At 48.3% G+C, this 15584-nt stretch carries 16 protein-coding genes and 1 other RNA gene; 9 read left to right on the top strand and 8 right to left on the bottom strand.

Translation table 11 applies throughout. The features are described 5' to 3' along the window. Window positions 1-155: 155 nt before the first annotated feature. Window positions 156-893, top strand: a complete 738-nt coding sequence (gene ubiE / locus NSCA4_RS0109505; protein ID WP_016687911.1) for a bifunctional demethylmenaquinone methyltransferase/2-methoxy-6-polyprenyl-1,4-benzoquinol methylase UbiE — start codon at window positions 156-158, stop codon at window positions 891-893. 441 nt (window positions 894-1334) lie between these two features. Continuing rightward, window positions 1335-2549 carry a pyridoxal phosphate-dependent aminotransferase gene (locus tag NSCA4_RS0109500; protein WP_016687910.1) on the top strand — a complete coding sequence of 405 codons (1215 nt, stop codon included), beginning with the start codon at window positions 1335-1337 and terminating at the stop codon, window positions 2547-2549. Between the two features lie 402 nt (window positions 2550-2951). Here the strand turns inward: NSCA4_RS0109500 and NSCA4_RS14715 are convergent, their stop codons facing one another. The 4 genes from NSCA4_RS14715 to NSCA4_RS16100 all read right to left on the bottom strand — a co-directional run bounded on the left by NSCA4_RS14715 (window position 2952) and on the right by NSCA4_RS16100 (window position 5033). Beyond that, window positions 2952-3089, bottom strand: a complete 138-nt coding sequence (locus NSCA4_RS14715) for a hypothetical protein (RefSeq protein ID WP_016687909.1) — start codon at window positions 3087-3089, stop codon at window positions 2952-2954. Window positions 3090-3157: 68 nt separating this feature from the next. Next, a complete protein-coding gene (gene metW, locus NSCA4_RS0109490; RefSeq protein WP_016687908.1) occupies window positions 3158-3739 on the bottom strand; it encodes a methionine biosynthesis protein MetW in 582 nt (193 codons plus the stop codon). Further along, on the bottom strand, window positions 3736-4875 hold the full coding sequence (metX, locus tag NSCA4_RS0109485) for a homoserine O-succinyltransferase MetX (protein WP_016687907.1): 1140 nt from the start codon (window positions 4873-4875) through the stop codon (window positions 3736-3738). Before metX ends, metW begins: the two co-directional genes overlap by 4 nt. 32 nt (window positions 4876-4907) lie before the next feature. Further along, complete coding sequence (locus tag NSCA4_RS16100) at window positions 4908-5033, bottom strand: hypothetical protein (protein WP_255265304.1); 126 nt, start codon at window positions 5031-5033, stop codon at window positions 4908-4910. On the opposite strand from NSCA4_RS16100, the gene NSCA4_RS15575 reads away from it, so the two are divergent. Both NSCA4_RS15575 and NSCA4_RS16300 read left to right on the top strand, forming a co-directional pair. Further along, window positions 5032-5232: a protein MIGRI gene (locus tag NSCA4_RS15575; protein ID WP_003675061.1), complete on the top strand. Its 201-nt coding sequence runs from the start codon at window positions 5032-5034 to the stop codon at window positions 5230-5232. The genes NSCA4_RS16100 and NSCA4_RS15575 overlap by 2 nt on opposite strands. 461 nt (window positions 5233-5693) lie before the next feature. Further along, the gene (locus NSCA4_RS16300) at window positions 5694-6026 is read left to right on the top strand and encodes an Arm DNA-binding domain-containing protein (protein WP_141565467.1); all 333 of its coding nucleotides are present in this window, start codon (window positions 5694-5696) and stop codon (window positions 6024-6026) included. 770 nt (window positions 6027-6796) lie between these two features. Here NSCA4_RS16300 and ssrA read toward each other — a convergent pair. The 3 genes from ssrA to ygfZ form a co-directional block, all read right to left on the bottom strand. Then, window positions 6797-7159: a transfer-messenger RNA gene (gene ssrA, locus NSCA4_RS14085) on the bottom strand. Window positions 7160-7280: 121 nt separating this feature from the next. Continuing rightward, window positions 7281-9281, bottom strand: coding sequence for a DNA helicase Rep (gene rep, locus NSCA4_RS0109465; RefSeq protein WP_016687905.1), 2001 nt, complete (start codon window positions 9279-9281; stop codon window positions 7281-7283). Window positions 9282-9412: 131 nt separating this feature from the next. Next, on the bottom strand, window positions 9413-10270 hold the full coding sequence (gene ygfZ / locus NSCA4_RS0109460) for a CAF17-like 4Fe-4S cluster assembly/insertion protein YgfZ (RefSeq protein WP_029609712.1): 858 nt from the start codon (window positions 10268-10270) through the stop codon (window positions 9413-9415). 120 nt (window positions 10271-10390) lie between these two features. Here ygfZ and NSCA4_RS0109455 point away from each other — a divergent pair, with 120 nt between their 5' ends. From NSCA4_RS0109455 to recR, 3 genes are all read left to right on the top strand, one after another. Further along, window positions 10391-10744: an ArsC family reductase gene (locus tag NSCA4_RS0109455; RefSeq protein WP_016687903.1), complete on the top strand. Its 354-nt coding sequence runs from the start codon at window positions 10391-10393 to the stop codon at window positions 10742-10744. A gap of 81 nt (window positions 10745-10825) precedes the next feature. Continuing rightward, window positions 10826-12361, top strand: a complete 1536-nt coding sequence (locus NSCA4_RS0109450; protein WP_016687902.1) for a SurA N-terminal domain-containing protein — start codon at window positions 10826-10828, stop codon at window positions 12359-12361. A 76-nt stretch (window positions 12362-12437) separates the two neighbouring features. Then, the gene (gene recR, locus NSCA4_RS0109445; RefSeq protein ID WP_016687901.1) at window positions 12438-13058 is read left to right on the top strand and encodes a recombination mediator RecR; all 621 of its coding nucleotides are present in this window, start codon (window positions 12438-12440) and stop codon (window positions 13056-13058) included. A 92-nt stretch (window positions 13059-13150) separates the two neighbouring features. Here recR and NSCA4_RS0109440 read toward each other — a convergent pair whose 3' ends face one another. Further along, on the bottom strand, window positions 13151-13435 hold the full coding sequence (locus NSCA4_RS0109440; RefSeq protein WP_016687900.1) for a hypothetical protein: 285 nt from the start codon (window positions 13433-13435) through the stop codon (window positions 13151-13153). A 213-nt stretch (window positions 13436-13648) separates the two neighbouring features. On the opposite strand from NSCA4_RS0109440, the gene NSCA4_RS0109435 reads away from it, so the two are divergent. Both NSCA4_RS0109435 and lolD read left to right on the top strand, forming a co-directional pair. Further along, entirely contained in the window at window positions 13649-14899 is a 1251-nt protein-coding gene (locus tag NSCA4_RS0109435; protein WP_029609711.1) for a lipoprotein-releasing ABC transporter permease subunit, read from the top strand. Then, on the top strand, window positions 14892-15578 hold the full coding sequence (gene lolD, locus NSCA4_RS0109430) for a lipoprotein-releasing ABC transporter ATP-binding protein LolD (RefSeq protein ID WP_016687898.1): 687 nt from the start codon (window positions 14892-14894) through the stop codon (window positions 15576-15578). The genes NSCA4_RS0109435 and lolD overlap by 8 nt, the downstream gene beginning before the upstream one ends. Window positions 15579-15584: the final 6 nt, after the last annotated feature.

Here is a 15584-nt window from a genome sequence, read left to right as displayed (position 1 = left end):
TGCAATTTTTAGGTACCAAAGCAGGCTGCGCACAACGTTTTAAGATGGAACAGGCGAAAAATATATTTCCTGCGTCGAAAGCGATTGGTGATTTCGACGTATTTAATATCTGAATTCACATTATTTTAATTTTAGATTTATAAAAGGCAGGCAACATGAGCGACCACAAAACCCATTTTGGTTTCAGTACCGTAGATGAGAACGAAAAGGCAGGCAAAGTAGCCGAAGTATTCCATTCGGTAGCGAAAAACTATGACATTATGAACGATGTAATGTCCGGCGGCCTGCACCGTGTTTGGAAGCATTTCACCATCAATACCGCACGGTTGAAAAAAGGCGACAAAGTATTGGACATTGCCGGCGGTACGGGCGATCTGTCTCGAGGCTGGGCCAAACGCGTGGGTAAAGAGGGCGAAGTTTGGCTGACTGACATCAATTCTTCGATGCTGACCGTCGGACGCGACCGATTGCTCAACGAAGGGCTGATTCTGCCCGTATCGCTGGCTGATGCTGAAAAACTACCGTTTCCCGACAACTATTTCAATCTGGTTTCTGTCGCCTTCGGTCTGCGCAACATGACGCACAAAGAGGCCGCGCTGAAAGAGATGTACCGCGTGTTGAAACCGGGCGGCACGCTGCTGGTATTGGAGTTTTCCAAAGTCTACAAACCGCTGGAAGGCGCGTACGACCTTTATTCCTTCAAGCTGCTGCCGGTTATGGGCAAACTGATTGCAAAAGACGCTGACAGCTATCAATATCTCGCCGAATCCATCCGTATGCATCCCGACCAAGAAACTTTGAAACTGATGATGCTGGACGCGGGGTTCGACAGCGTGGACTATCATAATATGAGCGCAGGGATTGTGGCATTGCATAAAGGCGTGAAATTCTAGGGAATAAAATTCTAAGATATCCATATCAACAAAAAAGGCCGTCTGATAATCAAGATAGCCTTGCATTCGGATTTCAAGTGCAACATTTAGACACCGGTAGTTGCAACAGATTCTTATGGTATTTTTTCGTGGCGGTTAAGCTATGTAGCGATTTCGGTGATGGTGCAGTAGGGGGCAGATATTGTATCGGATAGGTATAGTTCGTCTTGGGTAAGTTGTGTGTGGCCCTTGGCAATCTTTCTTACAGAAAAGGCCGTATGCTGCCGCATACCGGCCTTTTTGCGTTATGGAGAGTTGCACTTCAAACCCGAATCGTCGGTCGTCTGAAATTTGGAACTCGGTTTCAGACGACCTTTTTTTCGCCCGCATAAAATACTTTCTTTCCGCCTGCAAACGGAGTACATTTACCCCCATTGTTAACAATTTTACGGAACACACATCATGGAGAAATTTCCCAAATCGTCCAAGCTGGACCATGTTTGCTACGACATCCGCGGCCCGGTACACAAAAAAGCCCTGCAACTCGAAGAAGAAGGCCATAAAATCCTCAAGCTCAATATCGGCAATCCTGCCCCGTTCGGCTTTGAAGCGCCCGATGAAATTTTGGTGGACGTAATCCGCAACCTGCCGACCGCGCAGGGGTATTGCGATTCCAAAGGGCTGTATTCCGCCCGCAAGGCCATCGTTCATTACTATCAGACCAAAGGCTTGCGCGACATTACGGTCAACGACGTTTATATCGGCAACGGCGTGTCCGAGCTGATTACCATGTCTATGCAGGCGCTTTTGAACGACGGCGACGAAATCCTGATTCCCGCGCCCGACTATCCGTTGTGGACGGCTGCCGCCACTTTGGCGGGCGGTACGGTGCGCCATTATTTGTGTGACGAAGAAAACGATTGGTTTCCCAACCTTGCCGATATGGAAGCCAAAATCACACCGAAAACCAAAGCCATCGTCGTCATCAACCCCAACAACCCCACCGGCGCGGTGTACAGCAAAGAAATCCTGCTCGAAATCGCCGAGTTGGCGCGAAAACACGGCCTGATCATCTTCGCCGACGAAATCTACGACAAAATCCTCTACGACGGCGCGGTACACCACCACATCGCCGCACTCGCGCCCGACCTGTTGACCATTACCTTCAATGGTCTTTCCAAAGCCTACCGCGTTGCCGGATTCCGCCAAGGCTGGATGGTGCTCAACGGCCCGAAAGAACATGCCAAAGGCTATATCGAAGGTCTCGATATGCTCGCCTCCATGCGCCTGTGTGCCAACACGCCCATGCAACACGCCATCCAAACCGCTTTGGGCGGCTATCAAAGCATTAACGAATTCATCCTGCCCGGCGGCCGCCTGCTGGAGCAACGCAATAAAGCGTGGGAACTGATTAACCAAATCCCCGGACTTTCCTGTGTCAAACCGATGGGCGCGATGTATATGTTCCCGAAAATCGATACCGAAATGTACGGCATCCATGACGACATGAAATTTATCTACGACCTGCTCGTGCGCGAAAAAGTCTTGTTCGTACAAGGAACGGGCTTCAACTGGATACGCCCCGACCACTTCCGCATCGTTACCCTGCCGTACACCCACCAAATCGAAGAAGCCATGGGTAAACTCGAACGCTTTTTGCAGACTTACCAGCAATAATCGAATAAGGAAAAAGGTAATCTGAAATAGGTTGCACGTGGTACTCTTCTTTAATCGGCTGCTCTTTTCAGTTAAGACTTTGTTAAATAATGTCTTTGTTAATTAGGCAAAATACCAACCTTTCTCATCTACATAGAAGTCTGAAAATAACAAAATTTTTTAACTGATTGCATTCGGAAGACTAGCCCTACCTATCGGGGATTAAAATCAAACGGCCTTGATGGTTGTCCCATCAAGTCCGTTTGGCGTCATGAGTGTTTTCCAAATCTTTTTTGATATTGAATTAAGCGTAAAACAAGACAGATTCGAGTGCGTCAAATCAAGCTGCTATCGCATCAAATTCTCAACGAATGCACAATAAGTCCGGGGATTTCCACCCTCTCCTTTTACGCTCCAAATCCATCACATCAAATCAATCCCGCTTACCGGATTGGAGGCATTTTCATATACGGTAATCAAATATTTTCCCACTTCATCAAACACAATTTCCAAATAAGGTTTATAGACATAAAAAGGTCGTCTGAAAATCTGTCCTTTCATTTTTCAGACGACCTCTTGTTAGTACAACTGAAGAACCTCGTTATTGCCAACAAGGTTCTCAGCCTATCTTACCCGACGCGGTAAAACGCCAAGCTGCCCAAAAGGTTGGGGAAATGTTTGACCTGTTTGTTGCCCGCCATGACGGCGCGTTCGAGGACGCGGATTTTGTTTTTGGCGCACAATAAATCAAAGTCTTTGAGCGTACACCAATGGATGTTCGGCGTGTCGTACCAATGGTAGGGCATGCGTTCGGAGACGGGCATATGCCCGCCGATGGCGATTTGGAAGCGGTTGCGCCAGTAGCCGAAATTCGGGAAGCTGACAATCGCCTGTTTCGCCACGCGCATGAGGCAGCGCAGGATTTTTTCGGTATTTTGCATGGCTTGGATGGTTTGGCTCAAAACGATAACGTCAAACGTCTGGTCGCCAAATTCCGCCAAACCCTGCTCCAAATCGGCTTGGATGACGTTCACGCCGCGCGACATGGCGGCGATGACGCTGTCGGTGTCGATTTCGATACCGTAGCCGCTGCATTTTTTGTATTCCACCAAAGCCGCCAGCAATTCGCCGTCGCCGCAGCCCAAGTCCAATACGCGGCTGCCTTCGGGAATCCAGTCGTAAATCAATTGCAAATCGTCGCGCAAGTTCATGATCGGCAATCCTTATCCACATTGTTCATATAAGCCGTTACGGCGCGCATATAAGCCTCGTCTTCCATCAAAAAGGCATCATGGCCGTGGTTGGATTTGACTTCGATATACTGCACCGGCTTGTGCGCGGCAATCAACGCTTTAACCAGCTCTTTGGAACGTTCGGGCGAAAAACGCCAGTCGGTACTGAAGCTGGCGACAAAGAATTTCGCTTTCACATTTTGCAGGGCGCGGGTCAGGCTGTCGCCGAAATCCGCCGCCGGATCGAAATAGTCCAAAGCCTTGGTCATGAGCAGGTAGGTGTTGGCGTCGAACCGTCCGACGAATTTGTCGCCCTGATAGCGCAGATAGGATTCCACTTCAAATTCAACGCCAAAGCCGTATTGATAGCCGTTGGAACGCAAATCACGTCCGAATTTTTTGCCCAAACCGTCTTCGGCAAGATAAGTGATGTGTCCCATCATGCGGGCAATCCGTAAGCCCCGTGCAGGAACGGTATTGTGGCTGCGGTAATGTCCTTCATTGAAATCAGGGTCGGTCAAAATCGCCTGACGCGCTACATCGTTAAACGCGATATTTTGCGTGGACAGCTTCGGCGCAGATGCAATCACCAACGCATGACGCACGCGCTCGGGGTAGGAAATCGTCCACTGCAAAGCCTGCATACCGCCCAAGCTGCCGCCGACAATCGCCGCCCATTGTTCGATGCCGAGATAATCGGCAAGCGCGGCTTGGGATTTTACCCAGTCCTTCACCGTAACCACCGGAAAATCCGCGCCGTATTCCCTGCCTGTTTCAGGATTGATCGACAAAGGCCCGCTGCTGCCGTCGCAGCCGCCCAGATTGTTCAAACCGACCACGAAAAAACGTTCCGTATCAATCGGTTTGCCGGGTCCGACCATATTGTCCCACCAGCCCGTATATTTATCCTCCGCCGAATGCCTGCCCGCAACATGATGGTTGCCCGACAGCGCATGGCAGATTAAAACCGCATTGTTTTTTTCGGCATTCAACTCGCCGTAGGTTTCAATCATCAGATCGAAACGCGGCAAAGTTTTACCGTTTTCCAAAACCAGCGGCATCTCAAACGGAATTTTTTGGGGCGTTACAATGCCCACCGAGGCATTTTGACTCATATCCTGTTCCAACAAATGCGGCGAAAGCGTTATTATATAGCAAACGGCATGACTTTTTGACACGGTCGGACAAGCAGCCCGATGCGCTGAAACATCCGTCCCCATGCCGCCACGCCCAAACCATACTTTTTCAGACGACCTCCCCCGCTTCCCGACATGATAGGCAGACTTTTCCGTATTTTTTTCTTTTTCGCACTTGCCGCGCTGATTATCAACCGCCTCTTCAGCCGCAAGCAAAAACGCGCCCTGCGCGATGTCGCCAAAATCAGCGCATGGGTGCTGCTCGGCGCCGCCGCCGCGACGCTGTTTTGGTATCTGGTCATGCTGTATTTCAAACACATCCCGGATTCTTATTGACCGGATGTTGGTAGCCAAACAAAAGGTCGTCTGAAAACGCAAATTGAGGGTTCAGACGACCTCTGTCCGATTGATGGAAAAGCAGCCCGAGAGAAAATGTTTGAAACGTTACAATAAAACTGTGTTTTTTAGCATAACCGCTTTAGCAGAATGGGTACAAAACTTCGAATAGACAAACGGTACATTTGAAAAACGTTTTGATGAAATTCCTGAAAACTTACCCAAAAAGTTAACCCGAGACCTTTGCAAAAATCCCCTAAATTCCCATCAAGACATTTAGGGGATTTCTCATGAGCACTTTCTTCTAGCAAACCGCACAAGCCATGATTGCCAAACACATCAACCGAGACCTTTGCAAAAAAGCCCTTCCTTCGACATCCGAAACCCAAACACAGGTTTTCGGATGTTAACAAAAAGGTGAAGAGAGATATTTTGCAAAGGTCTCGGTTTATCAAAATACGATGACCGGAGTCTTTTTTGAAGCGTGGTTTCAGCAATGCCTACACGCCACCAAACTCAGGGAAGAAATATGTACCCGACAAATCGCCATCGGCGTATTCGACTACGCTGAATTCTTCCCCCACTCCAAACGTGCGGAAGGAACGGAAAGCAGCCCCACTTTCCGTGAGATGGCCGAAGCCTGGCTGGCCACCGTTAAACCAGCTATCCCACTCCACCCTATCCCGCTATCGCGGCATGCCCAACAGCCACGTTCTGCCCAAAATTGGCGACATACCGATAGACCGTATCCAGTACAGTACCCTAGCCGGGCTGCTGGCTACCTTAGACTGTAGCGCAAATACTCGCAACAACATCGCCACTGTTATTCGGCAGCCGTTTGTTCTTGCGCTCCGCAACGGTAGGATAAAAGACAACCCCGCCCAGCATCTGACCAACGCCAAAGTGCAGAAAGAGCCGCCTGACCCGTTCACGCTTGAAGAAGCCGAAGCCATCCTAGGTTACCTGAAAAATAAACCTGTGTTTCACAATTACTTCGAACTGGCCTTTTATCAGCGGTATGCGTCAGCGAGCTCATCGCTCTCATCACTTGGCAAAACATCGACTTCCAGAGGCAGTGCGTGCGCGTAACAAAGCATCCGTGGCCGGCAAGTTGAAAAGCACTAAAACCCACAGTCACCGAGACATCGAACTCAATAGCCGCGCCTTGGAAGCCTTACGCAGCCAATGGCAAAGAACAGGACTAGCAAGCGGATACGTTTTCATCAATCCAAAAACCGGCAGCCCGTTTGAGAATGTCAAAGTACCTTGAAGACCGTGGCAGCGCGCCATAAAAATAGCGGGGGTAAGGTACAGGAAACCCTACAACACCCGCAATACATTTGCCATATCAACCTCATGGCCGGAGCCAACCCCATGTGGGTAGCTCGGTAGATGGGACACGGCACCATGAAGATGCTACTTGAAAACTATTCTCGCTGGATTAACTTAGCCGACAGGCAGCGTGAAAAGTCTAAAATCGATCAGCTTTTTGATGGGAAATGTGCCAATAGTGTGCCCAAAAACAAAGAAATGAAGATAAGTATCGGATACTTATCGGATATCTTGGTGGAGGCGGGGGGAATTGAACCCCCGTCCGAAAGTCCTCTACAGAGCGTTCTACATACTTAGTCGTGTCTATTTAAAATCTTGTTCCTATCATGCCGACCGACAGGCCTTCTAGGAACCAGTTACCTTAAATCTTATTTCCCGTCAAGTAACCCGGCGGAAAACCAGTCAATGTAGAATGACGTTGCTGTAGCTTGCGCTACACAGCCCATTGACCGACTGCTGCAACGGCAGGCCTTAAGCGGCCAGTGCGTAAGTTTCGTCGTTTGCGACTATTTAGATTCAGTGTTTTACGGGAAATCTGAGACCCCGGTATGCCCGCATCTGCTTTGCAACCCTCGTCGAAACCAAGATCGCCCCCAGATAGGAAAGACCGATTATACGTATACCAGGCTGTTTTGCCAAGCAGAACGGACATAACAAAGGTCGTCTGAACACGCAAATGATGCTTTCAGACGACCTTTTACCTGCCCTCTCTCGTTTCAGCCCTTCCCTTTCGCCGCCAACATATCCAACATCCCCGCCAGATGGCTTCTGCCCTCTTCCTTACTCACAATCGGCTCGCCGCCTTTGCGCCCTAAAATCTTGATGTCTTCCTGCGGCATTTCGTCTATGAAGCGGCTGGGTTCGGGGAACTGCCATGTGCCTTGTTTTTTGCGTTTGACGCAGTGGGTCAGCGTAAGCTGGCGCTTGGCGCGGGTGATGCCGACGTACATCAGGCGGCGTTCTTCTTCGACGTTTTCTTCTTCGATGCTGTCGTTGTGCGGCAGGATGCCCTCTTCGCAGCCGACGAGGAAGACGTAGGGGTATTCCAAGCCTTTGGAGGCGTGCAGGGTCGAGAGTTTGACGGCATCGACTTCTTCTTCGCTTTTGCCTTCCAAGAGCGTCATTAAGGCGACGGTTTGGGCAAGTTCGATGATGTTTTTGCCGTCTTGCTCGCCTTTGCGCTCTAGCCAGCCGGTCAGGTCGCTGACGTTGCGCCATTTGATTTCGCCGGCGTTGCCTTCTTCACTGGCAAGCAGGTGGTTTTCGTAGTCGATTTCTTTGAGCAGGCTGTTGATGAGTTCGCCCGCTTCGCTGGTTTCTGCTTTGGCGCGGTAGCTGCCGAACATATCCATAAAGGCTTGCAGGTGTTGGCTGTTCGTATTGTTCAGTAATGCTAGAGCTTCTTCGGTTTGCGCGGCTTCATACAGGCTGCATTCGTGTTCGTGCGCGTAGGTATTGAGTTTGCCGAGCGTTACGTCGCCGATGCCGCGTTTGGGCGTGGTGACAGCGCGCAGAAAGGCGGGATCGTCGTTGGGATTGGCGAGCAGGCGCAAATAGGACAACACGTCTTTAATTTCGGCTTTGTCAAAAAAACTTTGCCCGCCGGAGAGTTGGTAAGGAACGCGCGCGCTGCGCAAGGCTTCTTCAAAAATCCGCGCCTGGTGGTTGCCGCGGTATAACACGGCGAAATCGGCGTATTGGGTTTTGTCGCCACCGACCAGCTTCTGTTTGACGATTTGGCTGACGACCCAGTCGGCTTCGTGTTGCTCGTTTTGGCAGGCAACGACTTTGACGATTTCGCCTTCGCCGAACTGCGACCAAAGTTTTTTGGTGAACAGCTTGGGGTTGTTTTCGATGACTTTGTTGGCGATTTTGAGAATCCGCGCGGTGGAGCGGTAGTTTTGCTCCAATTTGATGACTTTCATCTGCGGATAGTCTTCCTGCATTTTGCGCAGGTTTTCCATGTTCGCGCCGCGCCATGCGTAGATGGACTGGTCGTCGTCGCCGACGGCGGTAAACATGCCTTCCGCGCCGGTCAAGAGCTTCATCAGCGTAAATTGGCAGGTATTCGTGTCCTGACATTCGTCAACCAACAGATAACGCAGCCGCCGTTGCCATTTGTTGCGCACTTCGCTGTTTTGCTGCAACAACACGGCGGGCAGGCGGATTAAGTCGTCGAAGTCCACCGCCTGATAGCTTTGTAGGGTTTCCTGATAGCTCGCATACACGCGCGAGATTTGTTCTTCCCATGCGTTGGAGGTCGTCTGAAGTACGTCTTCGGGTGTTTTCAAATCGTTTTTCCACAGGGAAATCTGATGCTGCGCTTTGAATAAGGCTTCTTTTCCCGTGCCGCCCAAGAGTTCGCCGATGATTTTCGCGCTGTCGGTGGAATCGAGGATGGAGAAGTTTTTTTTGTAACCGATATGGTTCGCCTCTTCACGCAAAATCTTCATGCCCAAAGAGTGGAACGTGCAAATCGTCAGCCCGCGCGTTTGCGACTTGGGCAGCATTTTGGCAACGCGCTCCTGCATTTCCGTGGCGGCTTTGTTGGTAAAGGTAATCGCGGCAACGGTATGCGGCAGATAGCCGACATTGACAATCAAATGTTTGATTTTTTGCGTAATTACGCCGGTTTTGCCGCTACCGGCACCGGCAAGCACGAGCAAAGGCCCGCCGAGGTATTTGACGGCGGCTTGCTGTTGGGGGTTGAGTTTCATGGGGAAAGAGTAGGGGAGTGTGTGTGGGAGAATTATATAACAGCCGTCGAAACGGGATGTAAGGAGGAGATAAAAGGTCGTCTGAAACCTTATTCCGAAAGATTTCAGACGACCTTGTTATCGCGGACGGGCTATTCTTCAGAAATGGAAAAGAAAAGTTTTTCCTGTTTCAATACGTTGCCGTCTGCATCCGTAAGAGGAGATTGCGCTGCGGAAAACTTGATGACGGCAAGGCTTAAGCTGCCATTTTCAGTTAGCGCAGTGTTGATGATTTGTCCGGCTTCCGCACCTTCGGAAACCACGCCTACACCTGCTGCTTCCAATGAATCTCCGCTCAATACCGCCAGCCCGCGTTTTACTTGGCCGCGATACTGGGCGCGCGCAATAATTTCTTGACCGGGGTAGCAGCCTTTTTTGAAATGTACGCCGCCGATGATGTGTTGGTTGATCATTTGTGCAACAGCGGTTTCTTTGGTCGCAGCAGAAATCCATGGATAGCCGCTGCGGATTTCGTGCAGATTCCACGCATTTTCGGCTTGGGCATCATATTCGGGGAGCTGCGCCGCCTCGCCGATTTTCAGACGACCTTTATGGGGCAGGGGAATGGTATATACACCGTTTTCCAGTGATGCCTCGAAAGAAAGGCTGGGTGAGTCGGGCGGGGTAGCAGGGCAGCTTTTATCGAGCATGCCTGCAACGGCAAAATCGGGTAGGGGGGTAAATTCGACTTTAGCGCGCAATACGAACATACGTAGCCGTTTCACGATAGATTCAGCCAAATCCGCCGCCATAACCAGCAATAAATCTTCCCCTCGGTTTAATACAACCATATTCGCCAAAACACGCCCCTTAGGTGTGTTGTAAGTCGCGTAGCAGGCATGATTTACAGGTAAGTGATTAATGTCATTGGATAGTTGGCCATGGAGAAATGAAGCGCGATCTTCTCCGCCGACACGGATGACGCTGAAAAAAGGTAAACGGCTTTGCATAGGGAATCCTTCTATAACCTGTTTCCCGATTAAGGGATTGCGGACAGGTATTCTAGCTTATTTCACTTGGGGAATATAGTAAAATGAGAGCTTACCAAGCATCAGCAAGAAAGAAACAGCATGATTGAATTATACGGAATCACAAATTGCGACACTGTTAAAAAGGCACGCAACTGGTTGGCTGAAAATAATATTGTGTACGAATTTTCCGATTTTAAGAAAAACGCCCCAAGCGAGGCAGTTATCCGCCAATGGTTGGAACAGGTTCCTTTGGAAACCCTGCTCAACAAACGTGGTACGACATGGCGCAAACTTGACGATGCCGACCGTCAAGCAGCCGAAAATAATCCGGACGGGGCGATTCGACTGATGGCGGAAAATCCAAGTTTGATCAAACGTCCGGTTTTGCGTAAAGAGGACAGGGTTTACGTCGGATTTTCTGTCGAAAACTATCAGAAGATTTTTTCGGAATAAAACGTCGTCTGAAAGATGCGGAGTCTCTGAAAAAACGCTACAATGCGCGTTTGCCATTAACCATTACGCCCTCAAACCAATATGTTCCATACCGTTGAAAAATATAAAACTCCCGCCCAAATCCTACTGGGTCTGATTGCGTTGACCTTTATCGGCTTTGGTGTTGAAACTGCGAGAAACTCCGGCTCCGACTATATCGTCAAGGTCGGCAGCGAAAAAATAAGCGACTATACCTTGAATAATGCCGTACAGGCGGATCAGGCCGCAGGCGGCGGGCAAAGCCGCGAAGCCATATTTAGCGGGCTGGTTCAGCGTGCCTATCTGAAAGAGGGCGCAAAGATGATGGGCATAGATGTGTCTATGGATCAGGTTAAACAGGCTATTGTCGATGATCCGGCATTTCATGATGCCAACGGTAAATTCAGTCAAGCATTGTTTACGCAATATCTGAGCCAACGCCATATGTCCGAAGACCAATTTATCGATGATTTACGCGAGCAGTTTGCCTTACAAAATTTGATTAACTTGGTTCAGAACGGGGCAATTATCAGCGATTCTCAAGCAGAGCAGCTGATTAAGCTGACTCAGTCAAACCGTACCGTCCGTTCATTTACATTCAGCCCGGAAACATTTGCGGCACAAGTCAAAACGGATGATGCCACTTTGCAACGTTATTATGAATCGCATAAAAAAGATTATCTGATTCCCCAAGCCGTGAAGCTTGAATACGTTACCCTGAATGCAGCCCATTTGGCGGAGAAGCAAAGCGTCAGTGCGGATGAAGTCAAAAAAGTATTTGACGAAGAAGTTGCCGCATTGCCACAAAATGCTCCTAAGCCTGAGTTTGACAAAGAAAAAGCACGCATTGAGGCTGCTTTGAAACTTAAAAAAGCCTCCGCAGATTTTAATGCCGCCAAAGAAAAACTTGCTGAAGAAGCGTTTAATCATCCGAATTCCTTAGATGAGGCGGAGAAAAAACTAGGTTTGAAAATCGAAACTTCCGATCAATGGCTGACGCAGGCAGATGCCAAAGCGGCAGGTATGCCCGATGCGTTGATTAGCGCGGCATTCAGCGAAGATGTCTTAAAGAAAAAACACAATTCAGACATTATCAATATTGACAACAATACTGTTTGGGTCGTTCGCGCCAAAGAAGTCCGTGAAGAAAAAACAGCCGGATTTACCGAAGCGGGAGATAAAGTTCAGGCTGCCTATGTCCGTAGCGAATCGGTTAAACTTGCCGAGAAGAAAGCACAAGAAACTTTGGCGGACTTGAAAGCAGGAAAGAACGTAGATTTACAATGGTCGCCCGTTGAGCAGTTGTCAGCACAGGATGCTCGAAAATCCATGCCGCCCGAAGCCTACAACGAATTGGTCAAAGCCCGCCCTGCGAATGGCAAACCGGCTTTTGCTTTGTTGGAAGGGTTGCCTTCGCCGGTTATTATGGAAGTTCAAAGCATTTCCGCACCGGAAAATGTTTCGGCACAAATTCCCGCTGCCAAACAGGCTTTGGTACAAAATCAATCTGCCAATATATTCAGCCGGTTTCTGCAATATCTGAGTAAGCAGATTGAGCAAGTTCAAGGTTCGCAAAAACTGGATAATTCTGCCGAATAAAACGGCACATTTTAAGCAAACGGTCGGATATTCCCGACCGTTTCGTTTACAAAGCCCTCAAAGGTCGTCTGAAAAAATGAGTAAATCACCCGATGCGTTGACACGCCTGATTAACGCTTTGAAAGTTCTGCCCAATGTCGGTCCCAAGTCTGCACAAAGGATGGCACATCAACTTTTGCAGCATAAACGGCAGGAAGCCGAAAATTTGGTTGAGGCTTTGCAATACGCTTTGTTGCAAGTTCAGCATTGCCGGATGTGCAACAATTTTTGCGAAAGTGATTTATGCGAAATTTGTTCCGATGCCAACCGTGATCCCCGCAGGCTGATGATAGTCCATATGCCTGCTGATGTTTCTAATATGGAAACAGCCAATTGCCATGACGGACTTTATTTCGTTTTAATGGGGCAGGTCAGTCCTGCCCAAGGCATGGATATTTCTCATATTTCTTTAGACAAACTGGTTGCACGCCTGCAAAACAGCGAAGTGGAAGAAATTATTATCGCAACCAACTTTACCGCCGAAGGTGATGCGACAGCCTATGTGTTGGCGGAATTATTCAAACCTTTGCACTATAAAGTCAGCCGCCTTGCACGAGGCATTCCTTTAGGCGGAGAGCTTGAATACATCGATGCGGGCACTTTGGCACAGGCAGTATATGAACGGCGTATGTTGAAAACCGATTCGACGGAAGAGTAGGGCAATCAACGCTAACAATGACAAAGGTCGTCTGAAAATGTTCAGACGACCTTTGTTATGAAAACATGATGTAACGAAATCAATCGGATAAATTATTTACAGCTTACGCCTTGAATTTGCGGAGACGAACCGCTGCCGACTTTAAATGTACAGGTTGTCGCGCTGTTGCCGGATACGGTAACAATCCCGCTACCCGCATTCAGGCTGACAGGCTCTTTAACACCCATCCCGACTGCAGTCGCAGCCAGTTTTTGGACGTCTGCATCAGAGTAAGATGTGTTATTTGAACTAATTTTGATTTCTTTTGCGTATGAATTGGCACTCAAAGCCAAGCCGGCAGCAATGATGGGCAAAACCAAAATTTTACTGATTTTCATGAGGTTGTTTCCTTTTTTAATATCGGTAGTGTGTACCGTTTGCTCAGAATAAGGCCACATGACGGATTATGCAAGCCTCAGAGCGAAATTTACGGTATTTGGCAGTTTGACCGTCGGCATTTACATACGGATGTCGGCTTATCGGAATGACTCGGACTAGGACGGTATTTTACGGTACAATATTCGATTCTCAACATACACTGGAGCATTCGGATGGTTTCTTTGGAAACATGGATCGGACTTCGCTATCTCAGGGCGAAAAAACGCAATGGATTCATGTCGTTTATCACCATGATTTCAATTATCGGTATTGCATTAGGCGTTACCGCGCTGATTACCGTACTGTCTGTAATGAACGGTTTTCAAAAGGAAATCAGAGGGCAGTTACTGAATGTCGCCCCTCATGCTGAAATCGGTTATTACGATAATGGCAATGGGTTAGGGTGGCAAAACCTTCGTGAAATCGTCAAAGATAAGAAAGAAGTATTGGCAAGCGCGCCTTACATATCCGATCAAGCCTTGCTTGCCAATGCGGGAGAAGTTAGAGGGGTTCAAATCCGCGGTATCTTACCATCCGAAGAAAAGAATGTTGTAGATTATGGAAAAGATATGCTTGCGGGCAGTTTCGATAGTCTGAAACCCGGTAACTTCGATATTATTTTAGGAGAAGGATTGGCTCAAGCTTTAGGCGCGGAAGTCGGAGGAAAAGTTACCGTTATCACCCCCGAAGGCAATGTTACCCCCGCAGGCGTCGTACCTCGTCTGAAACAGTTCAACGTTGTAGGTTTAGTCAAAACAGGCGTATATGAAGTAGACAATTCCCTGGCGATGACGCATATCCAAGATGCCCAAGTATTGTATAGATTGGGTGAAAATTTCGGTGGGCTGCGCCTGAAACTGGCTGACCCGCAAAATGCTCCCTCGTTTACTGCAAATTTAATCCCACCTGCTAAAAAAGACTCAATTTGGGTCAGAGACTGGACGTTCAATAACCGCAGCTACTTTGAAGCAGTAGAGTTGGAAAAACGCATGATGTTCATCATCCTGACGTTGATTATTGCCGTTGCAGCCTTCAATTTGGTATCGTCCTTAGTGATGGCGGTAACGGAGAAACAAGCCGATATTGCCATTTTGCGCACATTGGGTCTTGCGCCATCAGGAGTTATGAAAATTTTCATGGTGCAAGGGGCTTTTGCAGGCTTTTTTGGAACGCTTATCGGCGTGGTATGCGGCGTATTACTCGGTTGGAACGTCGGCAAAATCGTTGCATTCTTTGAAAAACTTTTCGGCGTCCACCTTATCAACTCACAAATCTATTTTATCGACTATTTGCCCAGCGACGTAAACATGCGAGATGTGGCGGTTATTTCCTGTATTTCTTTAGGATTGGCATTCCTTGCCACACTCTATCCAAGTTGGCGTGCAGCCAAAACACAACCGGCGGAGGCCTTACGATATGAATAACAATATAGTATTGAAATGCACAAATATCGGAAAAAGTTACCGAGACGGTTCATTAAACGTACAAGTATTGAAAAACCTGAATCTTGAAGTAAAAGAAGGAGAAGGTATCAGTATTATCGGTTCGTCAGGTAGCGGTAAATCAACCCTTTTACATATTTTAGGAGGCTTAGATAAACCATCAGAGGGGAAAATTACCTTGATGAATCAAGATATAAGCGATATGTCTCAAAGAAAACTGGGAGAATTGCGCAATATTTATCTGGGTTTTGTTTACCAGTTCCATCATTTGCTGCCTGAATTTTCTGCACTTGAAAACGTAATGATGCCGCTTTTAATCGGCAAAAAAAACAAAGCGGAAGCAGAAACGCAAGCTGCCGATATGCTTGAAAAAGTTGGATTGAAACAAAGGATATTACATCGTCCAAGCGAACTGTCAGGAGGTGAAAGACAGCGCGCTGCCATTGCAAGAGCCTTAGTTACACGCCCCAAATGCCTCCTGGCTGATGAACCGACAGGTAATTTAGATAGAAAAAATGCCCAAAACATTTTGGACATGATGATGGATCTGAAAACAGAATTAAATACGAGCCTGATTGTTGTCACTCACGATGATGAGCTTGCTACGCGGTTTGAAAGAGTAATGACCATGCAGGATGGACATTTGCAAAGTAAGGTGTAAAAACCA

Origin of the sequence: Neisseria sicca 4320 (assembly GCF_000193735.1) — a bacterium.
Lineage (GTDB): Bacteria > Pseudomonadota > Gammaproteobacteria > Burkholderiales > Neisseriaceae > Neisseria > Neisseria sicca_E.
The sequence above is the reverse complement of the archived record's forward strand: the minus strand, read 5'-3'. Positions and strand labels throughout refer to the sequence as shown.

Coding starts and splice junctions, on each gene's coding strand:
- ubiE (WP_016687911.1), top strand. CDS start 156: ATGAGCGACCACAAAACCCATTTTGGTTTCAGTACCGTAGATGAGAAC.
- NSCA4_RS0109500 (WP_016687910.1), top strand. CDS start 1,335: ATGGAGAAATTTCCCAAATCGTCCAAGCTGGACCATGTTTGCTACGAC.
- NSCA4_RS14715 (WP_016687909.1), bottom strand. CDS start 3,089: ATGAAAGGACAGATTTTCAGACGACCTTTTTATGTCTATAAACCTTAT.
- metW (WP_016687908.1), bottom strand. CDS start 3,739: ATGAACTTGCGCGACGATTTGCAATTGATTTACGACTGGATTCCCGAA.
- metX (WP_016687907.1), bottom strand. CDS start 4,875: ATGAGTCAAAATGCCTCGGTGGGCATTGTAACGCCCCAAAAAATTCCG.
- NSCA4_RS15575 (WP_003675061.1), top strand. CDS start 5,032: ATGATAGGCAGACTTTTCCGTATTTTTTTCTTTTTCGCACTTGCCGCG.
- NSCA4_RS16100 (WP_255265304.1), bottom strand. CDS start 5,033: ATGTCGGGAAGCGGGGGAGGTCGTCTGAAAAAGTATGGTTTGGGCGTG.
- NSCA4_RS16300 (WP_141565467.1), top strand. CDS start 5,694: ATGACCGGAGTCTTTTTTGAAGCGTGGTTTCAGCAATGCCTACACGCC.
- rep (WP_016687905.1), bottom strand. CDS start 9,281: ATGAAACTCAACCCCCAACAGCAAGCCGCCGTCAAATACCTCGGCGGG.
- ygfZ (WP_029609712.1), bottom strand. CDS start 10,270: ATGCAAAGCCGTTTACCTTTTTTCAGCGTCATCCGTGTCGGCGGAGAA.
- NSCA4_RS0109455 (WP_016687903.1), top strand. CDS start 10,391: ATGATTGAATTATACGGAATCACAAATTGCGACACTGTTAAAAAGGCA.
- NSCA4_RS0109450 (WP_016687902.1), top strand. CDS start 10,826: ATGTTCCATACCGTTGAAAAATATAAAACTCCCGCCCAAATCCTACTG.
- recR (WP_016687901.1), top strand. CDS start 12,438: ATGAGTAAATCACCCGATGCGTTGACACGCCTGATTAACGCTTTGAAA.
- NSCA4_RS0109440 (WP_016687900.1), bottom strand. CDS start 13,435: ATGAAAATCAGTAAAATTTTGGTTTTGCCCATCATTGCTGCCGGCTTG.
- NSCA4_RS0109435 (WP_029609711.1), top strand. CDS start 13,649: ATGGTTTCTTTGGAAACATGGATCGGACTTCGCTATCTCAGGGCGAAA.
- lolD (WP_016687898.1), top strand. CDS start 14,892: ATGAATAACAATATAGTATTGAAATGCACAAATATCGGAAAAAGTTAC.